Origin of the sequence: Maribacter zhoushanensis, from assembly GCF_029350975.1 — a bacterium.
In the GTDB taxonomy this organism is placed as follows: Bacteria; Bacteroidota; Bacteroidia; order Flavobacteriales; family Flavobacteriaceae; genus Maribacter; species Maribacter zhoushanensis.
This window is the reverse complement of record NZ_JARKMR010000007.1, coordinates 73,124-95,655: the sequence shown is the minus strand read 5'-3', so window position 1 is coordinate 95,655 and position 22,532 is coordinate 73,124. Positions and strand designations below refer to the sequence as shown.

Sequence of the window (22,532 nt, the reverse complement as noted above, 5' to 3'; positions counted from 1 at the left end):
ATCTGTTTTTATAGCGTTTATTTTCCTTTCTTTTTAGAACTTTGTTTATCTTGTTTTTAACACGAAAATGATGCAAAAAGATTTAGGGGATTATAGGAAATCTTACGAGAAAAGTGCGTTGATGGAAGACAGTATATCTGACAATCCAATCCAACTTTTTCAAACATGGTTCTATGAGGTTGAAAAATCTGATGGGGTAGATGAACCTAATGCCATGACCGTATCTACGGTAGGCTTAGATGGTTTTCCTAAAAGTAGGGTTGTACTTCTAAAAAAATACACTCACGAGGGTTTTATTTTTTATACGAATTACAATAGTGAAAAAGGTCGTGCCATTAGTGAGAACCCTAATATCTGTATTTCGTTTTTCTGGCCTAATTTAGAACGTCAGGTAATCATAAAAGGTATTGCAGAAAAACTCCCTGAAAATCTATCTGATGGTTATTTTGATTCAAGGCCAGATGGTAGCAAACTAGGTGCATTGGTTTCCGATCAGAGTACGGTAATAGATTCTAGAGAAGTTTTAGAAGATAAGCTTAGTAGATTGGAGAAAGAATATGAAGGTAAGGAAATTGAAAGGCCAGGTCATTGGGGCGGGTATTTGGTAAGACCGGTTTCTATGGAGTTTTGGCAAGGTAGACCCAATAGATTACATGATCGTATTAGATATAGCCTAACGGAAGAATATGATTGGAAAATGGAGCGATTAGCCCCTTAAATAAAATATAATGAAGAATCTATTTTTAATGCGTCATGGCAAGTCTTCTTGGGAGCTAAATGTTAGTGATCAAGATAGGGCGTTGTTACAGCGAGGAATTTCTGATGCCCGTTTGGTAGCCGATGAAATTGCAAAACTGAATTTAAAAATAGATCAAGTTTATACCAGTCCTGCAAACAGGGCGTTTCATACCTGTATGATTTGTTTGCGAACGCTATATTATCCTTTAGAGAATTGTAGTGTAACTGCAGATTTATATGATTTTTCAGGAAATCAAGTGTTCCAGTTTATTCAGCAATTAGATAATAATTTAAATAATGTTCTTCTATTTGGACACAACCATACTTTTACCCATTTAGCTAATTCTATGGGAGATAGGCGTATTGATAATGTGCCTACTAGCGGATTTGTTCATTTACAATTCCAAGAAAATACTTGGGCTAATGTTATCAAAGGCTCAACAATACAAACCATTTTTCCGAAGCAACTAAAAGCATGATAAAAAATAACAACCAGTACGTAAATAGAGAAATAAGTTGGTTATGGTTCAACGAGCGTGTATTACAAGAAAGCGCAGATAAGAATGTTCCATTAATTGAAAGACTTCGTTTTTTAGGTATTTTTTCAAACAACTTAGATGAGTTTTTTAAAGTTCGTTATGCAACGGTAAAGCGTATAGTTGAAGCCGGTAAAACTGGTAAAAGTGTATTGGGTGGTGAGAAAGCAAAAGACCTTTTAGAAGAGATTACAAATATTGTAATTGAGCAGCAAACCAAGAGTTTAACAATTCTTAGAAGAATTGAGCATGAGCTTGAGGGCGAGAATATTTTTATCATCAAGGAAACGGAATTAAACGAGAAGCAAAAAGAATTCGTTAAAGCTTATTTCTTGAAAGAGGTAAGTCCGCAGTTAATGACAATCATTCTGAATGATCTTACACGCTTTCCTACCTTAAAGGATACGGCAGCTTATTTGGCTGTTAAAATGGTAATTAAGAGTGAGGAGAGTAAAAAGGAAAAACGTTATGCATTAATTGAGATTCCAAAAGGAATAGATCGTTTTGTTGTACTGCCAGATGAAGCTGGTAAAAGTTATATCATTATACTTGATGATTTGATTAGGTATTGCTTGGACAACATTTTTACCATGTTTGAGTATGAATCTATTTCGGCTCACATGATAAAGATTACTAGAGATGCAGAATTAGATATTGATAATGATTTAAGTAAGAGTTTTATTGAGAAAATATCTTCAAGTGTAGAGCATAGAAAAATAGGTGATCCGGTACGTTTTGTATATGACAAAAGTATTGGTAGAGATACGTTGACTTTTCTAAAAGAAAAGATGAACATTGAAGATACGGATAGTGTAATACCTGGTGGCAGGTATCATAACCGTAGAGATTATATGGGCTTTCCTAGTTTAGGTAGAAAAGATTTACTGTATGACAAAATAACACCGTTACCCGTAAAAGGTCTTAGTGTAGAGGGTAGTATTTTAGAAAGTATTGCCAAAAAAGACTATTTGCAGTATACACCTTATCATACCTTTACATATGTTTTAAAGTTTTTGCGTGAAGCGGCTTTAGACCCTAAGGTTCGTACAATAAAGATTACGGTGTATAGACTGGCAAGTAATTCTCAAATTGCGGCATCTTTAATCAATGCCGTTAAAAACGGAAAACAAGTAACGGTACAAATAGAGCTTCAAGCTCGTTTTGATGAGCAGGCCAATATTGAGTATGCAGAGCAGCTACAGGCAGAAGGAGTAAAACTTATTTTTGGGGTACCAGGATTAAAAGTACATAGTAAAATATGCTTGATTGAGCGTGAAGAGGCTGGTTCTATTAAACGCTACGGATTTGTAAGTACTGGTAATTTCAATGAGTCTACAGCAAGAATTTATACCGATTTTACACTCTTTACAGCAGATGATTCTATACTAAAAGAACTGAATAAAGTCTTTGATTTCTTTGAGACTACTTATAAAATCAATAAATACAAACACCTTATAGTTTCTCCGCATTATACCAAGAATGCGTTTATGAAATTGATTGATAATGAAATAGCAAATGCCAAGGAAGGTAAAGAAGCTTTCATCAAAATTAAAATGAACAGTTTTACATCATACAAAATGGTAGATAAACTGTATGAAGCAAGTAGGGCAGGGGTAAAGATCCAGTTGATCATAAGGGGTATATGTTGCTTAATACCAGGTGTTGAGGGTATGAGCGAAAACATAGAAGCTATAAGTGTAATAGATAAATTTTTGGAGCATACCAGAATCTTTGCTTTCGCTAATGGAGGTGATACTAAAATTTATATTTCATCTGCAGATTGGATGACAAGAAACCTTGATTATAGAGTTGAAGTAGGTTGTCCAATTTATGATGAGGACATTAAAAAGGAATTAATGGATACTTTTGATATCTGTTGGAAAGATAATATGAAAGCGCGTGTATTCAATGCCGCACAAGATAATGCCTATAGAAAGACTACGTTACCTAGAATTAGGTCTCAATTTGCTACATATGAATATTATTCGAACAAACAAGAATCTTAAAAAAGAGCTCTTTTGAAGGTAAGAAAATTTGCAGCGATTGACATAGGTTCTAATGCTATAAGGTTGCTTACGCACAACGTTATTGAAGATAAGGGTAAAAAGACCCAATTCAGAAAAAGCGCTTTGGTCAGGGTACCTGTAAGATTAGGAGAAGATTCATTTACCGTAGGTGAAATATCTGAAGTAAATGAAGCAAGGTTGATAAAGACAATGAAAGCCTTTAAGCTTTTAATGGATGTAGCGGGAGTTGAGAAGTATAGAGCCTGCGCTACCTCTGCAATGCGGGAGGCAAATAATGGAAATGAGATTATAAAAAAAATCTCCCAAGAATCAGGAATAGAAATAGACTTGATTGATGGTAAGCAAGAAGCTGCAATAATAGCTTCTACCGACTTAAAGAGCTTAATTACTAATGATCAGTCATACCTGTACATTGATGTTGGTGGAGGTAGTACTGAATTTACCTTATTTTCTAAGGGCAAGATTCAAGTTTCAAAATCATTCAAGTTAGGTACGGTCAGGCTTTTGAATGATATGGTTAAGCCAGAAACATGGAAAAAATTAGAAGAATGGATAAAGGTTAATTTAAAAGACAAACCTAAATTATCAATTATAGGTTCTGGTGGTAACATAAACAAGTTACATAAGTTGTCAGGTAGAAAAGAAGGAGAGCCATTATCTTATATTTGGTTAAATGCTCAATATCATTTTTTAGACAGCTTAAGTTATGATGACAGAATATCAGAATTAGGATTAAATCCGGATAGGGCAGATGTTATAATACCGGCTACAAAGATTTTTTTATCAGCAGCTAAATGGAGTGGAGCCAAAAAAATTCACGTGCCTAAAATCGGTCTATCAGATGGTATAATTAAGGATTTATATAATTCTGAGAATAAGTAAGTTAAATTTTAACCGTGAATAGATTCTTTAGTACCTAAATCTTTCATGATTTGGGCTTCATATTCTAGAAGGCTGTCCCATTTTTTATTTACCTCTTCTAATTCACCATATTTACGGGCAAACTTTAAGAACATGGTATAATGACCAGCTTCACTAATCATTAACTTGTGATAGAAATCCGCTAGTTCTTTATCTTCCAATTCTTCGGAGAGCAGCCTAAAACGTTCACAGCTACGAGCTTCAATAAGTGCAGCATAGAGTAATCTATGAACCAATTGCGTAGTTCTGCTACCTCCCTTGGGAAAAAACTTGATTAGTTCAATAACATAGTCATCTTTACGGTCTCTGCCTAAAGTATTGCCACGCTTTAAAATAAGGTCATGTACCATTTTAAAATGACCCATTTCTTCTCTAGATAAAGCAACCATTTCAGTAACAAGCTCTGTATATTCGGGAAAAGATACTATTAGCGATATAGCCGTACTAGCGGCTTTCTGCTCGCAGTATGCATGATCAGTAAGAATCTCATCAATATTTTTCTCTACAATATTTACCCATCTTGGATCGGTAGGTAGTTTTAGACCTAGCATAGTTTACTTTTTTTCAAAATTAGAAAGATTTTGAAGACCATACCAATTTTAATCAAAAACCTAGATGTCTTAGTGCTTAATAATAATTATTTTTGAGTTACCATCAATCCAAAATCAAAATGCACGATCAACAAGATATTCATAGTTTATTATTACAATATGGTAATGAAGAAAGTGTTACTTGGTTAAAGGGTAAAATAGAAAAGATGGCTGGTATTAAATCTTCCAAAGATTTATTTATGACTTATAGCCTTTTAAATGTGAAGTTTGATGGTGTAGAGCCAATTTTATTTGAAAAATTCAATTCAGAAAATGCTCGGTATTTTAGTGAGCATTCGGCAAGTATTTTACAGGTAGCGCGTATTTATTTGCTGTCAGAAGTGCTAGGGCAAGATTTGGAATTCTACACTTCAAAGGTAGCGAATATCATACAGGTGGCTGATACCGGTGAATTAGAAACCTTTTTAAAATATTTAATTCTTTTACCCAATCCTGAAGCTTACAAGGAAACAGCAGTAGAAGCTTTAAGAACTAATATTGCAGCAATTTTTGATGCAATAACATTGAATAATCCGTATCCTACAAAGTATTTCAATGATCAACAATGGAATCAAATGTTCTTAAAAGCGGCATTTATGGAGCGTGACCTTTCGCAAATAGAATCTGTTGACGAAAGGGCAAATGCAGATTTAGCTAGAATAATATCTGATTATGCTCATGAAAGATGGGCTGCGGGAAGAAAAATAGACCCATTATTTTGGAGACCAGTATCAAAGTTTTTAAATGAAGCGCTTTTAAATGATATGAAAGTACTTTTAAGTAGTGAAGATAAAGTAGAGAATAATGCTGGCGCTCTTTGTTGTTATTACTCAGATAATGATAGAGCTATGGCGATTTTAAATAGTAAACCAGAGCTAAAACATAAAATAGCGGATGGTGAAATAACTTGGAATACGATTAAACAACAATAGAATGGAAGATAAAATGATGATTATTGACCCGCATGTCCACATGACGTCAAGAACAACAGATGATTATGAGGCAATGGCGGCTGCGGGAGTTGTGGCGGTAATTGAACCTTCGTTTTGGCTTGGTCAGCCTAGAACTCAAGTAGGCTCTTTTCAAGATTACTATAGTAGTCTAGTAGGGTGGGAGCCTTTTAGGGCTAGTCAATTTGGAATTAAGCATTACTGTACTATTGGTTTAAATTCTAAAGAAGCCAACAATGAAGCTTTGGCGGAACAAGTTATTGAATTGTTGCCCTTATACTTGCATAAAGAGAATGTGGTAGCTATTGGTGAAATAGGCTATGACGACCAAACACCTGCAGAGGACAAGTTCTTTAGAATGCAATTGGATATGGCGAAGGAATTAGATATGACCGTACAGGTACATACGCCACACCGAGATAAAAAAGCAGGAACCATAAAGAGTATGGAAGTGTGTTTAGAACATGGTTTAGACCCGGCTAATGTTATTATTGACCATAATAATGAAGAAACGGTAAAAGAAGTTCTTGACCGTGGTTTTATTGCTGCGTTTACTATTTACCCAAAAACAAAAATGGGTAATGAGCGTATGGTTGAGGTAGTTAGAAAATTCGGAAGTTCTAATATCATCGTTGATAGCTCTGCAGATTGGGGTGTCAGTGACCCATTGGCAGTGCCAAAAACAGCTTCTTTAATGTTGAAAAGAGGTATTTCTATGGAAGACGTTAGAAAAACCTGTTATCAAAATGCGTTAGATGCTTTTAGTAAGAACGGGAAAATGAAAGAAGCACATTGGTTACAACCAGATAGTATTAATCAATCGCAACTATTTAACGACAATAGTGTTTTAAGAGGTCAGAAGCCAAGAATAGACGAAGACCAAATTACCTAAAATGAAAGATAAGTTAATGGGTTTTGCTCGTTTGGCAAGACCTGCAAATTTGCCAACTGCAGCAGCAGATATTCTGGCGGGTATTGCTATCGCGTTATATCTACGAAATATAGAAGTACTTAATTTTCTGGTAGAGCAAAGCGGTGATGTGCTTTTATTGGTTTTTTCATCTGTTGCTCTATATGCAGGAGGGGTTGTTTTTAACGATGTTTTTGATGCGGAATTAGATGCTGTGGAAAGACCTGAAAGAGCTATACCTAGCGGACTGGTGCCGCAACGTGAAGCTGTTTATTTTGGCACTATTTTAATGTTGATCGGTATTACCCTGGCATTCAAATGTGCAATGTTGTCCGGACTCATTTCAGTTGCCTTGACCTTTGCAATTTTAACCTATGATGGGTATTTTAAGCAATTTGGTTTTGGCGGTCCATTGAACATGGGTATCTGTCGTGGGCTAAATCTTTTAATGGGAATGTCTATTTTAGGAACGGTTTCTAATTGGTACATTTCTCTAGTACCTGTAGTATATATCTTCGCTATCACTTTAATTAGTAGGGGAGAAGTACATGGGGATAATAAAAAACATATTGTTTGGGCGGGTATTTTATATGCAATTGTAATAACTTCAATTACTTTAATGGTAATGCTACAAACATCTCAAATTATATATATAATTCCGTTCTTAGTCTTATTTGGATATTTAATTTTTAAACCGCTATTAAAGGCTTACAAAGATAATTCTCCCAAAAATATTAAGAAAGCCGTAATGGGAGGTGTATTGTCGTTGGTGGTAATGAACGCTTGTTGGGTAGCCGGTTTTTCTAATTGGTACTTGGCCTTAGCTGTTTTATTATTACTACCATTATCAATACTATTGTCTAAACTATTTGCAGTAACATAAAATACATATGCAATTACAACCTATAAAACAGTCTTTTCAAGTTCAGTATGATTATCAGCTGTACTTTACCTCAGGGCTATTTGCTTTGAAGAATCCTTTATTCGCAAATCTAATTGCAGACTATAAAGATTTTGAGCCTGTTAAACTTCTTTTTGTGTTGGATGACGGAGTTGAAAGTCATCATCCTACATTAATAAATCAAATTGAAGCATATTGTGAACAGCATAAACAAATTATAAAGTACACCAATACATTAGTGTTGCCAGGTGGTGAGCAAGTAAAAAATAGTGATAAAGCTATAGATTCTGTATTGCAAGAAGTCAATAAAAACAAAATATGTCGCCATTCATTTGTAGTGGTTATAGGTGGAGGAGCAGTAATTGATATGGTGGGTTATGCCGCTGCAATTGCGCATAGAGGAGTAAAGTTGATTAGAATTCCAACAACAGTTTTATCTCAGAACGATTCTGCAGTAGGTGTAAAGAATAGTGTAAACGCTTTTAAAAAGAAGAATTTCTTAGGCACATTTGCGCCTCCATTTGCAATTATTAATGATAGTAGTTTTCTAGAAACCCTAGAACAACGTGATTGGATTTCCGGTATATCTGAAGCTATTAAAGTAGCTTTAATTAAGGATAAAACCTTCTTTAAATATATTGCAGAAAATGCTGTGGCATTGAAGAATAGAGAAATGGAGCCAATGCAATACGTAATTTATAAATGTGCAGAAATGCATATGCACCATATAGCACAAGGCGGTGATCCGTTTGAATCAGGGTCATCAAGACCTTTGGATTTTGGACATTGGGCTGCCCACAAGATGGAATTCATGACAAATTATGAATTACGTCATGGAGAAGCTGTTGCCAAAGGCATCGCATTAGATATTACTTATGCGCAGTTAATTGGATTAATTTCGGAAGTAGATTTACAGCACATTTTAGATGTTATGATTGCCATTGGTTTTGATTTGTCTCTTCCGGTTCAGGGAGAAGAACAAATAACGGCTCTATTGAACGGTATAGAAGAGTTTAGAGAGCATTTAGGTGGTAAGTTGACAATTACCCTAATTTCAGACTTAGGTGTAAAGCATGATGTTCATACTATTGATATGGAGCTAATGTCACAAGCAATTACAAAGTTGAATCATCAATTCGCATTAAATTAAGTTCAATGCAGCTAAAAGAGAATTTTCATTTAACCTATTGTACAAATATTCATCCTGGTCAAGACTGGAAAAGTACTTTTGAAAGTATTAAACAACATGTACCGATTATTAAGCAAGAAGTTTCAAAAGAACAACCTTTTGGGCTAGGGCTTCGCTTATCAAATAAAGCAAGTGAGGAGCTTGATTTAGGTGATAACATGTCCGATTTTAAAAAGTGGTTAGACGAGAATAATCTCTATGTATTCACCATGAACGGATTTCCTTATGGGGATTTTCATGATGAACGTGTGAAAGATATGGTACATGCTCCAGATTGGACAACCAATGAGCGTTTGAGGTATACCAAAAGATTGTTCCGCCAATTGTCGGAATTAATTCCCGAAGGTATGAACGGAGGAATATCAACATCACCTATAACCTATAAATACTGGCATAAAACAGAAAGAGAAACAAAAAATGCTTTTCAGGTTGGAGCTGAAAATATGCTCGAAGTTGCCAAGCACTTATTTGAAATTGAACAAGCTACAGAAACTTATCTGCATTTAGATATTGAGCCCGAACCAGACGGATTGTTAGAAAACAGCGATGAGGTATTGGCATTTTATTCAGAGTACTTATTGCCTTTAGGGACTGCTTATTTTAAAAAAGAACTGAATTTAAATCCGGAAGAGGCAGAAGCTTTAATTAAAAAATATATTACCGTTTGTTATGATGTTTGCCATTTTGCATTAGCTTATGAAGAGCCAGCCGATACATTTGCCAAGTTTAAAACAAAAGATATCAAAGTTGGTAAAATTCAAGTAAGTGCCGCATTGAAAATTCTTTTTAATGGAGAATATGATGAACGTATTTGGCAAGAGCTTTCACAATTTAACGAGCCTACCTATTTACATCAAGTAACTGAAAAAATACATAATCAAGTAAAAACTTATAGCGATCTGCCGCTAGTTCTAGAGGGTGATAGAAATCATAAAGAACTAAGGGCACATTATCATGTTCCTATTTTCTTGGAAAAATATGGCGAGTTGTTCTCAACACAAGATCATATTTTAAAAACAATGAATTATATGAAATCGAATCCTATATCTGAACACCTAGAAATAGAAACCTATACTTGGGAGGTGCTTCCGGCAGATTTAAAACAAGATTTATCAGTATCTATAATTCGTGAATTAGAGTGGTTTAAATCACACATGTAAAATGAAGAAAACGGTAGTCATAAATGTTGTTGGGTTAACAAAGCGATTGATAGGTGAGCATACTCCGTTTATTAAATCATTTTTAGAGAAAGGTCAAACCTCATACATAGAGCCGGTTTTACCGGGTGTTACTTGTGCTGTGCAATCTACCTACGTAACTGGTAAATGGCCATCTCAACATGGTATTGTTGGTAATGGTTGGTATTTTAAAGATGAGTGCGAGGTTAAATTCTGGCGGCAATCGAACAAGTTGGTAGAACAGTCAAAAATATGGGATGATGTAAAAGATAAGCATCCTAATTTCACTTGTGCTAATCATTTTTGGTGGTACAATATGTATAGTAATGTTGACTATAGTCTAACGCCAAGACCAAATTATTTAGCAGATGGCAGGAAAATTCCAGATGTATATTCTCATCCGGCACAGTTGCGTGATGATATGCAGAATACCTTAGGAACATTTCCTTTATTTGAATTTTGGGGACCAAAAACTACAATTAATTCATCGAAATGGATTGCTGATGCAGCACTGTTGACTGATAAAAAACATAACCCAGATCTTACATTTATTTATTTGCCGCACTTAGATTATAATTTGCAGCGATATGGTCTTGATTTTAAAATCATTTCCAAAGATTTAAATGAAATTGATACTGTAGTTAAACAGCTGGTAGAACATTATGAAGCATTAGAAACCAGGGTGATTCTACTTTCTGAATATGGGATTACGAATGTAAACAGACCAGTTCATTTGAATCGCATATTACGTGAAGAGGGTTTTATTGCTGTACGTGAAGAAAGAGGGTTAGAGCTTTTAGATGCTGGGGCAAGTGATGCTTTTGCCGTTGCAGATCATCAAATTGCACATGTTTATTGCAAGAATAAGCAAGATATTGAAAGGGTAGCTTCCTTGATTAAGAGTGTAGAAGGAGTAGAAAAAGTACTATATAGTGAAGATTTAAAAAAACATCATATAAATCATGAGCGTTGTGGTGATATTGTGATTGTTGCAGATAAGGATTCTTGGTTTACGTATTATTTCTGGCTAGATGATGCGAAAGCACCTGATTATGCAAGAATGGTTGATATCCACAAAAAACCAGGTTACGATCCGGTTGAAATGATGACAGATCCAAAAGATAAATTGGTGATGGCCAAAGTAGTTGGTAAGCTACTTAAAAAGAAAATAGGCTTTAGAACGGTCATGAATATAATACCGATCGATGCAACTTTGATTAAAGGTTCACACGGTAGATTAACTGAAGATGTAGAAGATTTTCCAATATTTATAAGTAATCATGTAACTGGTGATAACGATCAGAAAATTAGTGCAATACAAGTGCGTGATCTTATTGAAGATCACTTATTAAAGTAAATTTAAATGAATCTATTATTTAAGATATTAGGCTACGTTTTTGCTGTATTATTCACTGTAGGTGCAGGTTTACAATACAATGATCCAGACTCGTTACATTGGATTGTTATTTACGGTATTGCAGCTTTAATCTCTTTATTGTTTGCGCTAAATAAAGTAGGATATATTGTGCCATTGGTTTTAGGTGTACTAGCTTTTGTGGGCTTCATTTATCTTTATCCAACAGACTTTCAAGGGTTCGATTTAAATGACGGAGATATCGTTACTGTAGAATTAGGTAGAGAGGCTTTCGGACTTTTAATAATTTCGATTGTGCTTTTAGTCTTTGCTTTCAGAATTAGGAGAAGGTTATAAAAATAAATCGAATTCTTGTCTCAGCAAATCAATTACCGGATTCTTTTCTCTTAGTTTTTGGTATTTTTCTTCGGGAGTAAATGCAAATTTCGTAGATGTTGTTTCATTTACTGTAATATTTAAGTGAACGAAATGGTTGTTCAGTTTAGCACGTAAATACTCCATCAATTCAAACTGTTCACGCTCAATCTCCTTTTTCATGGTACCGTTAGGAAGCTCTAAATGAATAGCGAAGCCCTCTTTTAATTTAGGAATATCTGAATGTAGGTTAGAAGCTAGAATTTTTTGACCTTTCTTATCGATAATCTCTATAAAATCTGCCCAATGCTTACGGAGTTCATCTTCAGTAAATGGGTCTTTTGGTAGGTTGTTTTCATCAATAACAACCTCTATTTTGTTTAACTCGTGTTGTTTTTTGGCGTTTAAGCTAGAAATTGAAAGTCCTGAAACCCTTTTGATAGGGCGATTAATAATCGGCTTTTTAACATCAGTACTGGTTTCTGCTGAAGTTGATGTTTCAGTATTTTGTTGAGGTTCTTCTCTGGTTTTTTTAGGAGCTACTTGCGTCTCAATAGTTGTTGTAGCTTTTTTAGGTTCTACCAGGGTTTCCGTAGTACTGTTTATAGCACTTGTTGCTTTAGGAGTCTCGGTTTGTGTTACTGCTGGTTGATTTCCAGTTACAGGTTTAACTTCAGATTCCTTTTTGGATGGTCTTGGAGCTTGATTATAAAATGCAGATGGGGCAATGAAATCAATAGTCTTATTGTTAAGAGCTACGGATTCAGGATTTTTTTTTTCTCCATCAAAATTGATAGAGGCAAGTTTCATTAGCGTTAATTCAACAAGTAAGCGTTGATTTTTACTCGTTTTATACTTTAAATCGCAGTCATTTGAAATTTCCAATCCTTTAAGAAGGAAGGAGGGAGCCGTTCTTTTGCTTTGGTCTCTATATAGTTGTTGTGCGGCTTCGCCAACTTCTAGTAAGTTGATTGTATCTGGATGTTGGCATACCATTAAATCTCTAAAATGAGATGCAAGACCAGATATAAAGTGATGTCCGTCAAAACCAAGAGATAATGTCTTATTGAATAATATAAGTAACCCTGGAATATTATGCTCTAATATTAAATCTGTAGCCTCAAAATAAGTATCGTAGTCTAAGACATTTAAATTTTCGGTAACCGCTTTACGAGTAAGCTCTGAACCGGAAAAGCTGACAACCCTGTCAAAAATAGAAAGAGCATCACGCATAGCACCATCTGCCTTTTGGGCAATGATATGCAACGCATCATCTTTAGCATTTACACCTTGGTTTTCTGCTATATATTTTAAATACTCGGCAGCATCTTTAACCGTAATTCTTTTAAAATCAAAAATTTGACATCTAGAAAGAATCGTTGGTATGATCTTATGCTTCTCTGTTGTTGCCAAAATAAAAATAGCATGCTTTGGTGGCTCTTCTAAAGTTTTTAGAAATGCGTTAAAAGCGGACTGAGATAACATATGTACCTCATCAATAATATATACCTTGTATTTACCTACTTGTGGTGGTATACGTACTTGATCAATTAAGTTACGAATATCATCTACAGAGTTATTTGAAGCTGCATCCAATTCAAAAATATTGAATGCGAAATCTTCATTTTCTTTTTCGGTACCATCAGAATTTATCTGTTTTGCCAAAATACGGGCGCAGGTAGTTTTACCAACACCTCTTGGTCCACAGAATAACAAAGCTTGTGCAAGGTGATTTTGGTCTATTGCATTTTGTAGTGTATTGGTTATAGACTGCTGACCCACAACATCTTTAAATGTCTGGGGTCTATACTTTCTAGCCGATACAATAAATGGTTCCAAAATTCTATCTCTAATTAAACTTATACAAATATAAATATAGCCTTTAATTCTAACGAGAATAAAGAAAAGAGATCATCCTTAGTTATCAACAATTGCAGTACATTTGCGCTCAGCAGGCCACCTTATCGCTGCCAAGTAATTGGGAGAGGAAAGTCTGGACACCATAGTGCAGTATAGCGGGTAACGCCCGTCCGCAGAGATGTGAGGACAAGTGCAACAGAAAGCAAGTACAGTTCGGCTGTAGTGAAACCAGGTAAACTCTATACGGTGAAACGTCATGTAAATCGGTGTTTAAGGGCTGCACGCCCAAGTCGAAGGGTAGGCGGTTAGAGCTCAGGGGTAACCCTTTGCCTAGATAAATGATAAGGAATTCTGATTTTTTCAGAATACAGAATCCGGCTTATGGCCTGCTTTTTTTATGATTAGGTAGATTTGGAATTTACCTATTGGAAATAAACTTCAGCTTAGTTAAATATTCTCAGCACTTAAATAATAGGATCTCTTCTTTTACAACTTACTTTTCAAAAAAGCTAAATACGCTACCACCGTATTTTCTTGAATTTTTATAGTGTGAAAATTCAGCTAAACTAGTTCGGTTAGAATGCTCTATAATTAATACGCCATCTTCTAATAGAAGGTCATTTTCAAAAACCAGTTCGGGTAATTTTTCAAAATCCGTTAACTCCATATCGTAGAAAGGATCAGCGAATATGATATCGAATTTCTCTGTATTTCTTTGAAGAAAGCTAAATACATCGCTCTTTAAAGTGCGAATATTCATGTCTAGCAATTCAACCGTTTTGTCAATGAATTGTATGCATCCGGAGTGTGCATCTATAGCAAGAACATCATCAACACCTCTAGATGAGAATTCATAACTAATATTGCCGGTGCCAGCAAAAAGATCAAGGACTTTAAGGTCTGGAAAATAGTAGCTATTATTCAAAATATTGAACAAGCTCTCTTTAGCCATGTCTTTTGTAGGTCTAACAGGTAGTTTTTTAGGAGCCATTAAGTGACGACCTTTATGTTTTCCTGATATGATGCGCATTATATTGTATTAATAAGGGTGAAATCTATAGAGCCTGTTGCAGGTTCTCCAAGTTTTAATAGTTGAGCCGCTGAAGGTTCAAATATGCTGATATTCTGGATGTAATTATAGCAAAGTTGAAAAGTTTCGTCATCTTCTTCAATATCTCCAAATAGTTTTACAATAACGGTTTTAGGGTCTAATTCCAACTGCTCAATTACGAAAAGTAGGTAATAGACAAAATCCTCTTTTGTTTGATATTTAAAACTATTGTATAGAAGAAGTTTACGTTGATTTAGAACTGTAATATCTAATTGCTCTGTATTAACATGAACAAAACAGGTAATTGTTTGATTTTGTGTTTGGTTGTTTAGTAAGGACTGTAACAATACTGTGCCGGTATGCATAAAATCAAACTCGCCAAAAAGATCGTAGATGTAATTATTAATGTTAACATATGGCACATACACATTAACTAAGTCATGATTTTCAACCTCATCGTAAGCTAAAACATCGTTAGCTAATACCTTGGTATTGAATTTAAGGTATTCATTTAAATGATTGGGGTTGAATAATGATTTTGGTACCAGACCAAAAAGTGTATTTCTATGAACAGCTACAACTTCATCAAACTGCATGTTTTCTATATCATGCTTTTGTAAAAGAATTTGCAATTCATCTTTAGCGGTCATTGGGTTTTTTTCTTCAGAGAAATCTATTCTATCAGAAATCAACAATTTTTGCGAAACAGTATCTGCTACACAAAAAGAAAGTCCATTCAAGCTAACCTGAATGGACAATTTTTTAAAATTTTTATCCGCTATGTTTAAGCTATTATTTTTTAACTTTTTTGTCATATATGGATGGCCAGTTACCGCTTGTACTAACTTCGTCTAAAGAACCTACATAAATAGATGGTCCGTTTACTTCTTCTACACTTAATGCAGCTTTTTCACGAGATAATAAATCTTTAGGCTGATCGTAAAGAACAACTTCTTTATCAACTTTTGCTTCAAAAACAGGAGCTTTATATCCACTCTTTTCAACAAAACCAGCTTTCATTGTAAATTTCTCACCGTTTGCTGCTGTAGGTACATCCATTAAGCTCTTGTATCTAGCATCAGATTTAAAAAGTGAATCTTTTACAGAAACAGTTCCTAATGTATCGATGATTTTCATTTCTTTTAGCATATCAATTCCATATGCCTTGTCAAATTCCATGAAAGAAGAGTCTCTCTGTTGTGTAATAACATATTTACCAGTATCGATAAAACGAATAAGACTGTTGAAGTCGTTAGCGTATTTGCCGTTTACTGTTTTGTAGGCCTCTTGAGAGTTTTTAATGTCTTTCAATTTGGCGATAACCTGAGAATAGCGCTCTATTTTTACCTCTTTAAATTTGATTGGTCCTGTTATGGAGTTGTAAATAAAGTATCCTAAAGCGATACATCCAATCCAAAGTACTATTTGTATTATGGTCTTCATTTCGTATGTGTTATTTTTATTTAGTGGTCTTCACAAATCTACAATTTTTTTTTAATCGTAAAAGTTTTTAGGCTAAAAATCATCTTTATCTTTGAAGCCACATGAAACCAACAACACCCGCATCATTCTATAGTATACTAGAAACCAAATTTCCTCACTCACCAACTGCCACACAATCAGTGGCTTTGCAGAAATTGGCCGAATTCACACTTTCAACTGTTAAAGATGAAGTTTTTTTGTTAAAAGGTTACGCGGGTACTGGTAAAACTACCTTAATAGGCACTTTAGTTAACAGTTTATGGAAGGTTCAGAAGAAGGCGGTGCTCATGGCACCTACGGGTAGAGCGGCAAAAGTGATGTCTAATTATTCAAAAACGCAGGCATTTACTATCCATAGAAAAATATATTTCCCCAAAAAGCAAAGTGGTGGTGGAGTACAGTTTGTAATGGCCCCTAATAAACATAGAGATACCTTATTTATAGTTGATGAAGCATCTATGATTCCGGACACGGCGGCCGACTCTAAATTATTTGAAAACGGATCTTTGTTAGATGATTTAATGATGTTCGTCTATTCTGGTCACAAATGTAAGTTGTTATTAATAGGAGACACCGCCCAATTACCACCGGTTCATTTAGTATTGAGTCCTGCTTTGGATGGTGATAAACTTTCTTTGAATTATAATAAAGAAGTAGTTCGTTTAGAATTAAATGAAGTAGTAAGGCAAGCAGGAGATTCAGGCATTTTGGCAAATGCAACCCTGTTAAGGGAGCAATTGCAAAGCGAATTCTTTGAAGATTTTAAATTTGATGTTGATCCGTTTACAGATATAGTAAGGTTAATAGATGGAAATGAGATCCAAGAAGCTATTGATAGTTCATATTCGGAAAATGGAAAAGAGGAAACAGCATTTATAGTACGTTCCAATAAAAGAGCGAACCTATACAATCAGAATATTAGGGAACGTATACTGTTTTTAGAGAACGACATTGCTGTTGGCGATTTTATGATGGTAGTTAAGAATAACTATTATTGGTTAAAGCCAAGTTCAGAAGCTGGATTTATTGCTAACGGAGATATTATAGAGATTCTAGAAATATATGACATTAAGGAGATCTACACCTTTAAGTTTGCGGAGGTTAAGGTTAAAATGGTCGATTATCCAAATATGGCACCGTTTGAAACGGTATTGTTATTAGATACCATTACTGCTGAATCACCTTCCTTATCTTATGAGGATGGTAATAGATTATATCAAGAAGTAATGAAAGATTTTGCGCATGAAAGTTCTAAGTATAAAAAGTTTTTGGGCGTTAAGAATAATAAGTATTTCAATGGGTTGCAAGTAAAATTCTCATATGCCATAACCTGTCATAAATCTCAAGGGGGACAATGGGATACCGTTTTTATAGAACAGCCATATTTACCTAATGGTATAGATAAAGAATACTTACGCTGGCTGTATACAGCGGTAACTAGGGCAAAGAGCAAGTTGTATCTTATTGGTTTTAAGGACGATTTTTTTCTTGATTAAGAAAAGGCTATTTTAGTAAATATTCATACCAGAAAGAACATCACACCAATAGTAAACAGCATATGACAACAGATACGGTTTTAAGTATATTTTTAGGAATAGGATTGGCGGCATCTGTAGGTTTCAGGGTGTTTTTACCATTGTTCGCCTTGAGTTTGGCATCTTATTTTGGTGTATGGGAACTAAATGATAATTGGCAATGGATAGGAAGTTTAGTTGCGGTATTAACCTTAGGTATAGCAACATTGTTAGAAATATTTGCCTATTTCATCCCATGGTTCGATAATTTGTTAGATAGTATTGCGGTTCCTTTAGCGGCAATAGCAGGTACCGCAGTGATGGTGTCTACGGTTGCAGATTTAGATCCCGTAATCACTTGGTCATTGGCAATAATTGCGGGTGGTGGTACTGCTACGGCAATAAAAGGAGCTGGAGCAACAGGTAGGTTGGCGTCAACCGCTACAACTGGTGGTTTGGCAAATCCTGTAATAACTACTGTAGAAACAGGTACTGCAGCGGTAGTATCGGTCGCTTCGATATTTGCACCTATCTTAGCAGCGGTTTTGGTAATCATCATCTTGGTTGTCATTTTTAGGATATACAGAAGCCTAAGACCAAAGGCAAAAACATAAAATAGAAGTAGTTGAAAAAAATAGCAATGATTCCTGCCCGTTATGCGGCATCAAGATTTCCTGCAAAATTGATGCAGGATTTAGCTGGTAAACCGGTCATTTTAAGAACTTATCAAGCTGCGGTGCACACCAAGTTGTTTGATGAAGTATATGTGGTTACAGATAGTGATGTTATCTATGACACTATTGTTAAAGCAGGTGGTTTGGCAATTATGAGTAAAAAAGAACATGACTGTGGTAGTGATCGTATTGCAGAAGCGGTTATGCAGATGGATGTTGATATAATTGTAAATGTGCAAGGAGACGAACCATTTACTGACCGCGAAAGTTTAGAAGGGGTAATGAAGGTTTTTGAGGATGACATTCACAAAGAAATTGATTTGGCATCTTTAATGGTTAAGATAACCGATGAAGAAGAAATCAATAATCCCAACACTGTAAAGGTAATTGTAGACAACAGAGATTTTGCATTGTATTTTTCAAGGTCACCAATACCTTACCCAAGGGCAAAAAGTGAGCAGACCATATATTACAAGCATAAAGGTATATATGCCTTTAGAAAAAGTGCTTTAATGGATTTTCAAAGGTTGCCTATGTTACAGCTAGAGGCAACGGAGAAAATTGAAGCTATTCGTTATTTAGAATATGGTAAGAAGATTAAAATGGTAGAAACAAATGTTCAGGGTATAGAGATTGATACGCCTGAAGATTTAAAGAGAGCTCAAGCGGCATGGAAATAAATTTTGATGGAATAAATGTAATTGGCTTTGATGCTGATGATACCTTATGGGTAAATGAAACTTACTTTAGGGATACTGAAGATAAGTTTGCCAATTTATTGGAGAAGTACGAAACCAAAAATAAAATAGATCAGGAGCTCTTTAGAACAGAAATAAAGAATTTAAATTTATATGGTTATGGTGTAAAGGGATTTATGCTTTCTATGATTGAATGTGCTCTAGAACTGTCTAATAATGAGGTTTCTACTAAGACGTTGGGAGCACTTTTAGATTTAGGTAAAGATATGATTACCCAGCCTGTTGAATTATTGGACGGAGTAGAAGATGTTTTGAAAAGTTTAAAAGATAGGTACCGATTAATAGTCTTGACAAAAGGAGATCTATTAGATCAAGAACGAAAATTAGAACGATCGGGATTGTCAGAGTATTTTCATCATGTAGAAGTATTGAGTGATAAAAAGGAAAAGAATTATAGTCATTTGTTAGAACATTTACAGATAGCCCCAGGTGAGTTTTTAATGATAGGTAATTCTTTGAAATCCGACGTTTTGCCGTTAGTTGAAATAGGGGCAAGAGCTGTGCATGTGCCATTTCATACCACTTGGGAGCATGAAAAGGTAGAAGGTCCGGTAGAAAATAAGGGATACATGACTATTTCTACACTAACGGATATTTTGGAATATGTTTAATGATAGTGGACGTGAATAAACAAATGACATTGAAGAAAATACCAACAAAGGCTTCGGAAGAGTTTAGAAATTTTCCAATGGTACCAAGAGTAGTGTACGGTAAAGGAAGTTTCAGTACCCTAGGCGATATTTTAATGCCAAAAAGAAAACATTCAGAAGCACCAATGATTTATTTGGTAGATGATGTTTTTGAAAATACTGAACTTATAAGTAGAATACCTAATATTTTTTGTGACCAGATTATTTTAATTTCTGCGGAAGAAGAGCCGAAGACAGCGCAAGTAGATGCCCTTGTGAAAATGATACAAGAAAAGTTTACTGAATTACCGTCAGGCATTGTTGGTATCGGTGGTGGTACTTTATTAGATTTGGCAAAAGCAGTTGCAATAATGTTGACCAATAATGGTAGCGCATCAGAATATCAAGGGTGGGATTTAGTCAATAAACAAGCTATCTATCACGTAGGTGTACCTACTATAAGTGGAACCGGAGCAGAAGTGTCAAGAACTACAGTATTAATGGGCCCCGAAAAGAAACTGGGCATTAATTCTGATTACACCACTTTTGATCAGGTTTTGTTAGATCCAGATTTAACTAAGGGCGTATCAAAAGAACAATGGTTTTATACAGGTATGGATTGTTATATACATTGTATAGAATCATTGAACGGAACTTTCTTGAATGCCTTTAGTCAAAGTTATGGCGAGAAATCTTTAGAACTTTGTAAAGAAGTATTTTTAGAAGATATAGAGGCATCGGACAGTAGAGAGAAGCTGATGATGGCATCTTGGCATGGAGGTATGAGTATTGCATATTCGCAGGTTGGTGTGGCTCATGCTATGAGTTATGGCCTAGGATATGTTTTAGGTGTTAAGCACGGTATAGGCAATTGCCTTGTCTTTCAATATTTAGAAGAGTTTTATCCTGAGGGAGTGGAAGTTTTCAATAAAATGCTTAAAAAGCATGATATTAAGTTACCAAAAGGAATTTGCGCAAACTTGTCTAATTCAGAAATGGATACTATGATAACTGTTGCCTTAGGTATGGCGCCTTTATGGGAGAATGCTCTAGGCAAAGATTGGAAATCAGTAATTACTCCTGAAAAGTTAAAAGCTATTTATAAAAAAATATAGTTTATTTCAATTACTTATTTAATTCGCAGTATTTCTCAATTGGGGTAATCTGCAATCATATGATATGCAACAAATAGCAAAATTTATATATTTTAAAATTCTAGGATGGAAACTCAATGGAGCTTTTCCTTCCCATTTGGATAAGTTTGTTGCTATTGTAGTACCACATACCAGCTGGTGGGATTTTTTGTTGGGATTGTTAATTCGTGCTGTCTGGCAAGAAGAAATAAATTTTGTAGGCAAAAAGAGTTTATTTAAACCTCCATTTGGTTGGTTTTTTCGTTGGACAGGTGGTGCGCCTATAGATCGTACCAAAACCAATGATACCGTAAAAGCTACAGCAGCCATTTTCAGTGAGCGAAAAAGGTTCAGACTGGCACTTTCTCCCGAAGGCACCAGAAAAAAAGTAGAGAAATGGAAAACAGGATTCTACTACATTGCTAAAACCGCCAATGTACCCATTGTATTAGTGGCGTTTGACTACGGCAAAAAAGAAATAAAATTATCAGAACCTCTTATCCCAACCGAAGATAAAGAAGCTGACTTCAAAATATATCATGCTTTTTTTGAAGGGGTAGAGGGGAAGTATTGATAAATTTATTTCTGTTTTTTTTGAATTCTAATCTTACAAACAAAAAAGGAGACCAAATAGGTCTCCTTTTTTATTTTAAATATGTAAAGTTTATTCTTGCATAGAGTGATATACATTCTGCACATCATCGTCTTCTTCTAATTTTTCTAGCAGCTTTTCTACATCCGCAGCTTCTTCTTCGTTTAGTGATTTCGTTACTTGCGGTATACGTTCAAAGCCTGAAGATAAAATTTCTATTTCACGGTTCTCCAATTCTTTTTGTAGGGCGCCAAAACTTTCAAATGGTCCGTAGATTAGAATTCCATCATCGTCTACGAAAACTTCTTCTGCTCCGAAATCAATTAATTCTAACTCTATTTCTTCCGGGTCTAAACCTTCTGCAGGAATACGGAAGTTACAAGTATGGTCAAACATGAATTCAACAGAACCAGATGTACCTAAGTTACCGTTGCATTTATTGAAGTAACTTCTAACATTGGCAACAGTTCTTGTATTATTGTCAGTGGCAGTTTCTACTAGTACCGCTATACCATGAGGGGCATAACCTTCAAAAAGAACTTCTTTATAATCACCAAGACTTTTGTCACTTGCTCTTTTAATAGCGCGCTCAACATTGTCCTTAGGCATGTTGACCGACTTGGCATTTTGAATAACTGCTCTTAGTCTTGAATTAGAATCTGGATCCGGTCCGCCTTCTTTTACGGCCATCACAATATCTTTGCCTATACGAGTAAAGGCTTTGGACATTGCTGACCATCTTTTCATTTTACGTGCTTTTCTAAACTCAAAAGCTCTTCCCATGGTAAATTATTTTAAACAAATGTACAAAAACGTATAACGTTCAGAAATCAATAAATGAATTTCGTGAATGCCATTTTTGATTATTGATATTGGTTATTAAAATTCACTTTCTATTATATCCTCTATTGTTCTAGCAAGAACAAAATCTTTTTCGGTAACACCGTTTGCATCGTGAGTGTTTAAACGAATATTTAAGGTATTATATACATTACTCCAATCTGGGTGATGACTTTGGGCTTCACATTCAAAAGCAATTCTTGTCATCACAGAAAATGCTTCCTTAAAATTTTTAAATTCAAATGTGGTTTCTATGGCGCCATCCACATATTCCCATCCGTCAAGTTGACCCAAATAGTCCGCTATTTGCTGATCAGTAAATTTTTCCAT

The 22,532-nt window shown here is 35.0% G+C and carries 24 protein-coding genes and 1 other RNA gene; 18 read left to right on the top strand and 7 right to left on the bottom strand.

From position 1 onward, the window contains the following. Nucleotides 1-70: 70 nt before the first annotated feature. From pdxH to PXD56_RS16820, 4 genes are read left to right on the top strand one after another with little or no spacing between them, the layout of a single operon-like run. Nucleotides 71-718: a pyridoxamine 5'-phosphate oxidase gene (gene pdxH, locus PXD56_RS16835; RefSeq protein WP_276494496.1), complete on the top strand. Its 648-nt coding sequence runs from the start codon at nucleotides 71-73 to the stop codon at nucleotides 716-718. A 10-nt stretch (nucleotides 719-728) separates the two neighbouring features. Then, the gene (locus PXD56_RS16830; RefSeq protein WP_276494495.1) at nucleotides 729-1,217 is read left to right on the top strand and encodes a SixA phosphatase family protein; all 489 of its coding nucleotides are present in this window, start codon (nucleotides 729-731) and stop codon (nucleotides 1,215-1,217) included. Next, nucleotides 1,214-3,280, top strand: a complete 2,067-nt coding sequence (gene ppk1, locus PXD56_RS16825; RefSeq protein WP_276494494.1) for a polyphosphate kinase 1 — start codon at nucleotides 1,214-1,216, stop codon at nucleotides 3,278-3,280. The genes PXD56_RS16830 and ppk1 overlap by 4 nt, the downstream gene beginning before the upstream one ends. 12 nt (nucleotides 3,281-3,292) lie before the next feature. Next, complete coding sequence (locus PXD56_RS16820; RefSeq protein WP_276494493.1) at nucleotides 3,293-4,183, top strand: Ppx/GppA phosphatase family protein; 891 nt, start codon at nucleotides 3,293-3,295, stop codon at nucleotides 4,181-4,183. 8 nt (nucleotides 4,184-4,191) lie between these two features. On the opposite strand, the gene PXD56_RS16815 is transcribed toward PXD56_RS16820, so the two are convergent. Next, the gene (locus tag PXD56_RS16815) at nucleotides 4,192-4,773 is read right to left on the bottom strand and encodes a MiaE family protein (protein ID WP_276494492.1); all 582 of its coding nucleotides are present in this window, start codon (nucleotides 4,771-4,773) and stop codon (nucleotides 4,192-4,194) included. 119 nt (nucleotides 4,774-4,892) lie between these two features. On the opposite strand from PXD56_RS16815, the gene PXD56_RS16810 reads away from it, so the two are divergent. Genes PXD56_RS16810 through PXD56_RS16780 form a run of 7 tightly spaced genes read left to right on the top strand, consistent with a single transcriptional unit; the run spans nucleotide 4,893 to nucleotide 11,651 of the window. Beyond that, nucleotides 4,893-5,744, top strand: a complete 852-nt coding sequence (locus tag PXD56_RS16810; protein WP_276494491.1) for an EboA domain-containing protein — start codon at nucleotides 4,893-4,895, stop codon at nucleotides 5,742-5,744. Between the two features lies 1 nt (nucleotide 5,745). Further along, on the top strand, nucleotides 5,746-6,654 hold the full coding sequence (locus PXD56_RS16805) for a TatD family hydrolase (protein ID WP_276494490.1): 909 nt from the start codon (nucleotides 5,746-5,748) through the stop codon (nucleotides 6,652-6,654). 1 nt (nucleotide 6,655) lies between these two features. Next, entirely contained in the window at nucleotides 6,656-7,555 is a 900-nt protein-coding gene (gene eboC / locus PXD56_RS16800; protein ID WP_276494489.1) for a UbiA-like protein EboC, read from the top strand. Nucleotides 7,556-7,562: 7 nt separating this feature from the next. Beyond that, the gene (locus PXD56_RS16795) at nucleotides 7,563-8,723 is read left to right on the top strand and encodes a 3-dehydroquinate synthase (protein WP_276494488.1); all 1,161 of its coding nucleotides are present in this window, start codon (nucleotides 7,563-7,565) and stop codon (nucleotides 8,721-8,723) included. A 5-nt stretch (nucleotides 8,724-8,728) separates the two neighbouring features. After that, a complete protein-coding gene (eboE, locus tag PXD56_RS16790) occupies nucleotides 8,729-9,922 on the top strand; it encodes a metabolite traffic protein EboE (protein WP_276494487.1) in 1,194 nt (397 codons plus the stop codon). Nucleotide 9,923: 1 nt separating this feature from the next. Then, the gene (locus PXD56_RS16785; protein ID WP_276494486.1) at nucleotides 9,924-11,297 is read left to right on the top strand and encodes an alkaline phosphatase family protein; all 1,374 of its coding nucleotides are present in this window, start codon (nucleotides 9,924-9,926) and stop codon (nucleotides 11,295-11,297) included. 6 nt (nucleotides 11,298-11,303) lie between these two features. Then, nucleotides 11,304-11,651 carry a transmembrane 220 family protein gene (locus tag PXD56_RS16780; protein WP_276494485.1) on the top strand — a complete coding sequence of 116 codons (348 nt, stop codon included), beginning with the start codon at nucleotides 11,304-11,306 and terminating at the stop codon, nucleotides 11,649-11,651. Here the strand turns inward: PXD56_RS16780 and PXD56_RS16775 are convergent. Next, nucleotides 11,646-13,508 (bottom strand): DNA polymerase III subunit gamma/tau, encoded by a 1,863-nt coding sequence (locus tag PXD56_RS16775; RefSeq protein WP_276494484.1) that lies wholly within the window; start codon nucleotides 13,506-13,508, stop codon nucleotides 11,646-11,648. The two genes, PXD56_RS16780 and PXD56_RS16775, sit on opposite strands and share 6 nt — an antisense overlap. Before the next feature lie 109 nt (nucleotides 13,509-13,617). On the opposite strand from PXD56_RS16775, the gene rnpB reads away from it, so the two are divergent. Then, nucleotides 13,618-13,926, top strand: an RNA gene (gene rnpB, locus PXD56_RS16770) — RNase P RNA component class A. Between the two features lie 96 nt (nucleotides 13,927-14,022). On the opposite strand, the gene PXD56_RS16765 is transcribed toward rnpB, so the two are convergent. From PXD56_RS16765 to PXD56_RS16755, 3 genes are read right to left on the bottom strand one after another with little or no spacing between them, the layout of a single operon-like run. Continuing rightward, on the bottom strand, nucleotides 14,023-14,559 hold the full coding sequence (locus PXD56_RS16765) for an RsmD family RNA methyltransferase (RefSeq protein WP_276494483.1): 537 nt from the start codon (nucleotides 14,557-14,559) through the stop codon (nucleotides 14,023-14,025). After that, a complete protein-coding gene (locus tag PXD56_RS16760; protein WP_276494482.1) occupies nucleotides 14,559-15,395 on the bottom strand; it encodes a DUF3822 family protein in 837 nt (278 codons plus the stop codon). The genes PXD56_RS16765 and PXD56_RS16760 overlap by 1 nt, the downstream gene beginning before the upstream one ends. Beyond that, nucleotides 15,373-16,023, bottom strand: coding sequence for a hypothetical protein (locus tag PXD56_RS16755; RefSeq protein WP_276494481.1), 651 nt, complete (start codon nucleotides 16,021-16,023; stop codon nucleotides 15,373-15,375). The genes PXD56_RS16760 and PXD56_RS16755 overlap by 23 nt, the downstream gene beginning before the upstream one ends. 101 nt (nucleotides 16,024-16,124) lie before the next feature. Here PXD56_RS16755 and PXD56_RS16750 point away from each other — a divergent pair, with 101 nt between their 5' ends. The 6 genes from PXD56_RS16750 to PXD56_RS16725 all read left to right on the top strand — a co-directional run bounded on the left by PXD56_RS16750 (nucleotide 16,125) and on the right by PXD56_RS16725 (nucleotide 21,344). Next, nucleotides 16,125-17,558, top strand: coding sequence for an ATP-dependent DNA helicase (locus PXD56_RS16750; RefSeq protein WP_276494480.1), 1,434 nt, complete (start codon nucleotides 16,125-16,127; stop codon nucleotides 17,556-17,558). A 62-nt stretch (nucleotides 17,559-17,620) separates the two neighbouring features. Further along, entirely contained in the window at nucleotides 17,621-18,190 is a 570-nt protein-coding gene (locus tag PXD56_RS16745) for a DUF4126 domain-containing protein (protein WP_276494479.1), read from the top strand. Between the two features lie 26 nt (nucleotides 18,191-18,216). Beyond that, nucleotides 18,217-18,930: a 3-deoxy-manno-octulosonate cytidylyltransferase gene (gene kdsB / locus PXD56_RS16740; protein ID WP_276494539.1), complete on the top strand. Its 714-nt coding sequence runs from the start codon at nucleotides 18,217-18,219 to the stop codon at nucleotides 18,928-18,930. Continuing rightward, nucleotides 18,921-19,619, top strand: coding sequence for an HAD family hydrolase (locus PXD56_RS16735; protein ID WP_276494478.1), 699 nt, complete (start codon nucleotides 18,921-18,923; stop codon nucleotides 19,617-19,619). The genes kdsB and PXD56_RS16735 overlap by 10 nt, the downstream gene beginning before the upstream one ends. A 23-nt stretch (nucleotides 19,620-19,642) precedes the next feature. After that, nucleotides 19,643-20,752: an iron-containing alcohol dehydrogenase family protein gene (locus PXD56_RS16730; protein ID WP_420828455.1), complete on the top strand. Its 1,110-nt coding sequence runs from the start codon at nucleotides 19,643-19,645 to the stop codon at nucleotides 20,750-20,752. A gap of 64 nt (nucleotides 20,753-20,816) precedes the next feature. Beyond that, a complete protein-coding gene (locus PXD56_RS16725; RefSeq protein WP_276494477.1) occupies nucleotides 20,817-21,344 on the top strand; it encodes a 1-acyl-sn-glycerol-3-phosphate acyltransferase in 528 nt (175 codons plus the stop codon). A gap of 90 nt (nucleotides 21,345-21,434) precedes the next feature. Here PXD56_RS16725 and PXD56_RS16720 read toward each other — a convergent pair whose 3' ends face one another. Together PXD56_RS16720 and PXD56_RS16715 are read right to left on the bottom strand one after the other, a co-directional pair. After that, nucleotides 21,435-22,145 (bottom strand): YebC/PmpR family DNA-binding transcriptional regulator, encoded by a 711-nt coding sequence (locus PXD56_RS16720; protein WP_276494476.1) that lies wholly within the window; start codon nucleotides 22,143-22,145, stop codon nucleotides 21,435-21,437. 96 nt (nucleotides 22,146-22,241) lie between these two features. Beyond that, nucleotides 22,242-22,532, bottom strand: coding sequence for a 4a-hydroxytetrahydrobiopterin dehydratase (locus PXD56_RS16715; RefSeq protein WP_276494537.1), 291 nt, complete (start codon nucleotides 22,530-22,532; stop codon nucleotides 22,242-22,244).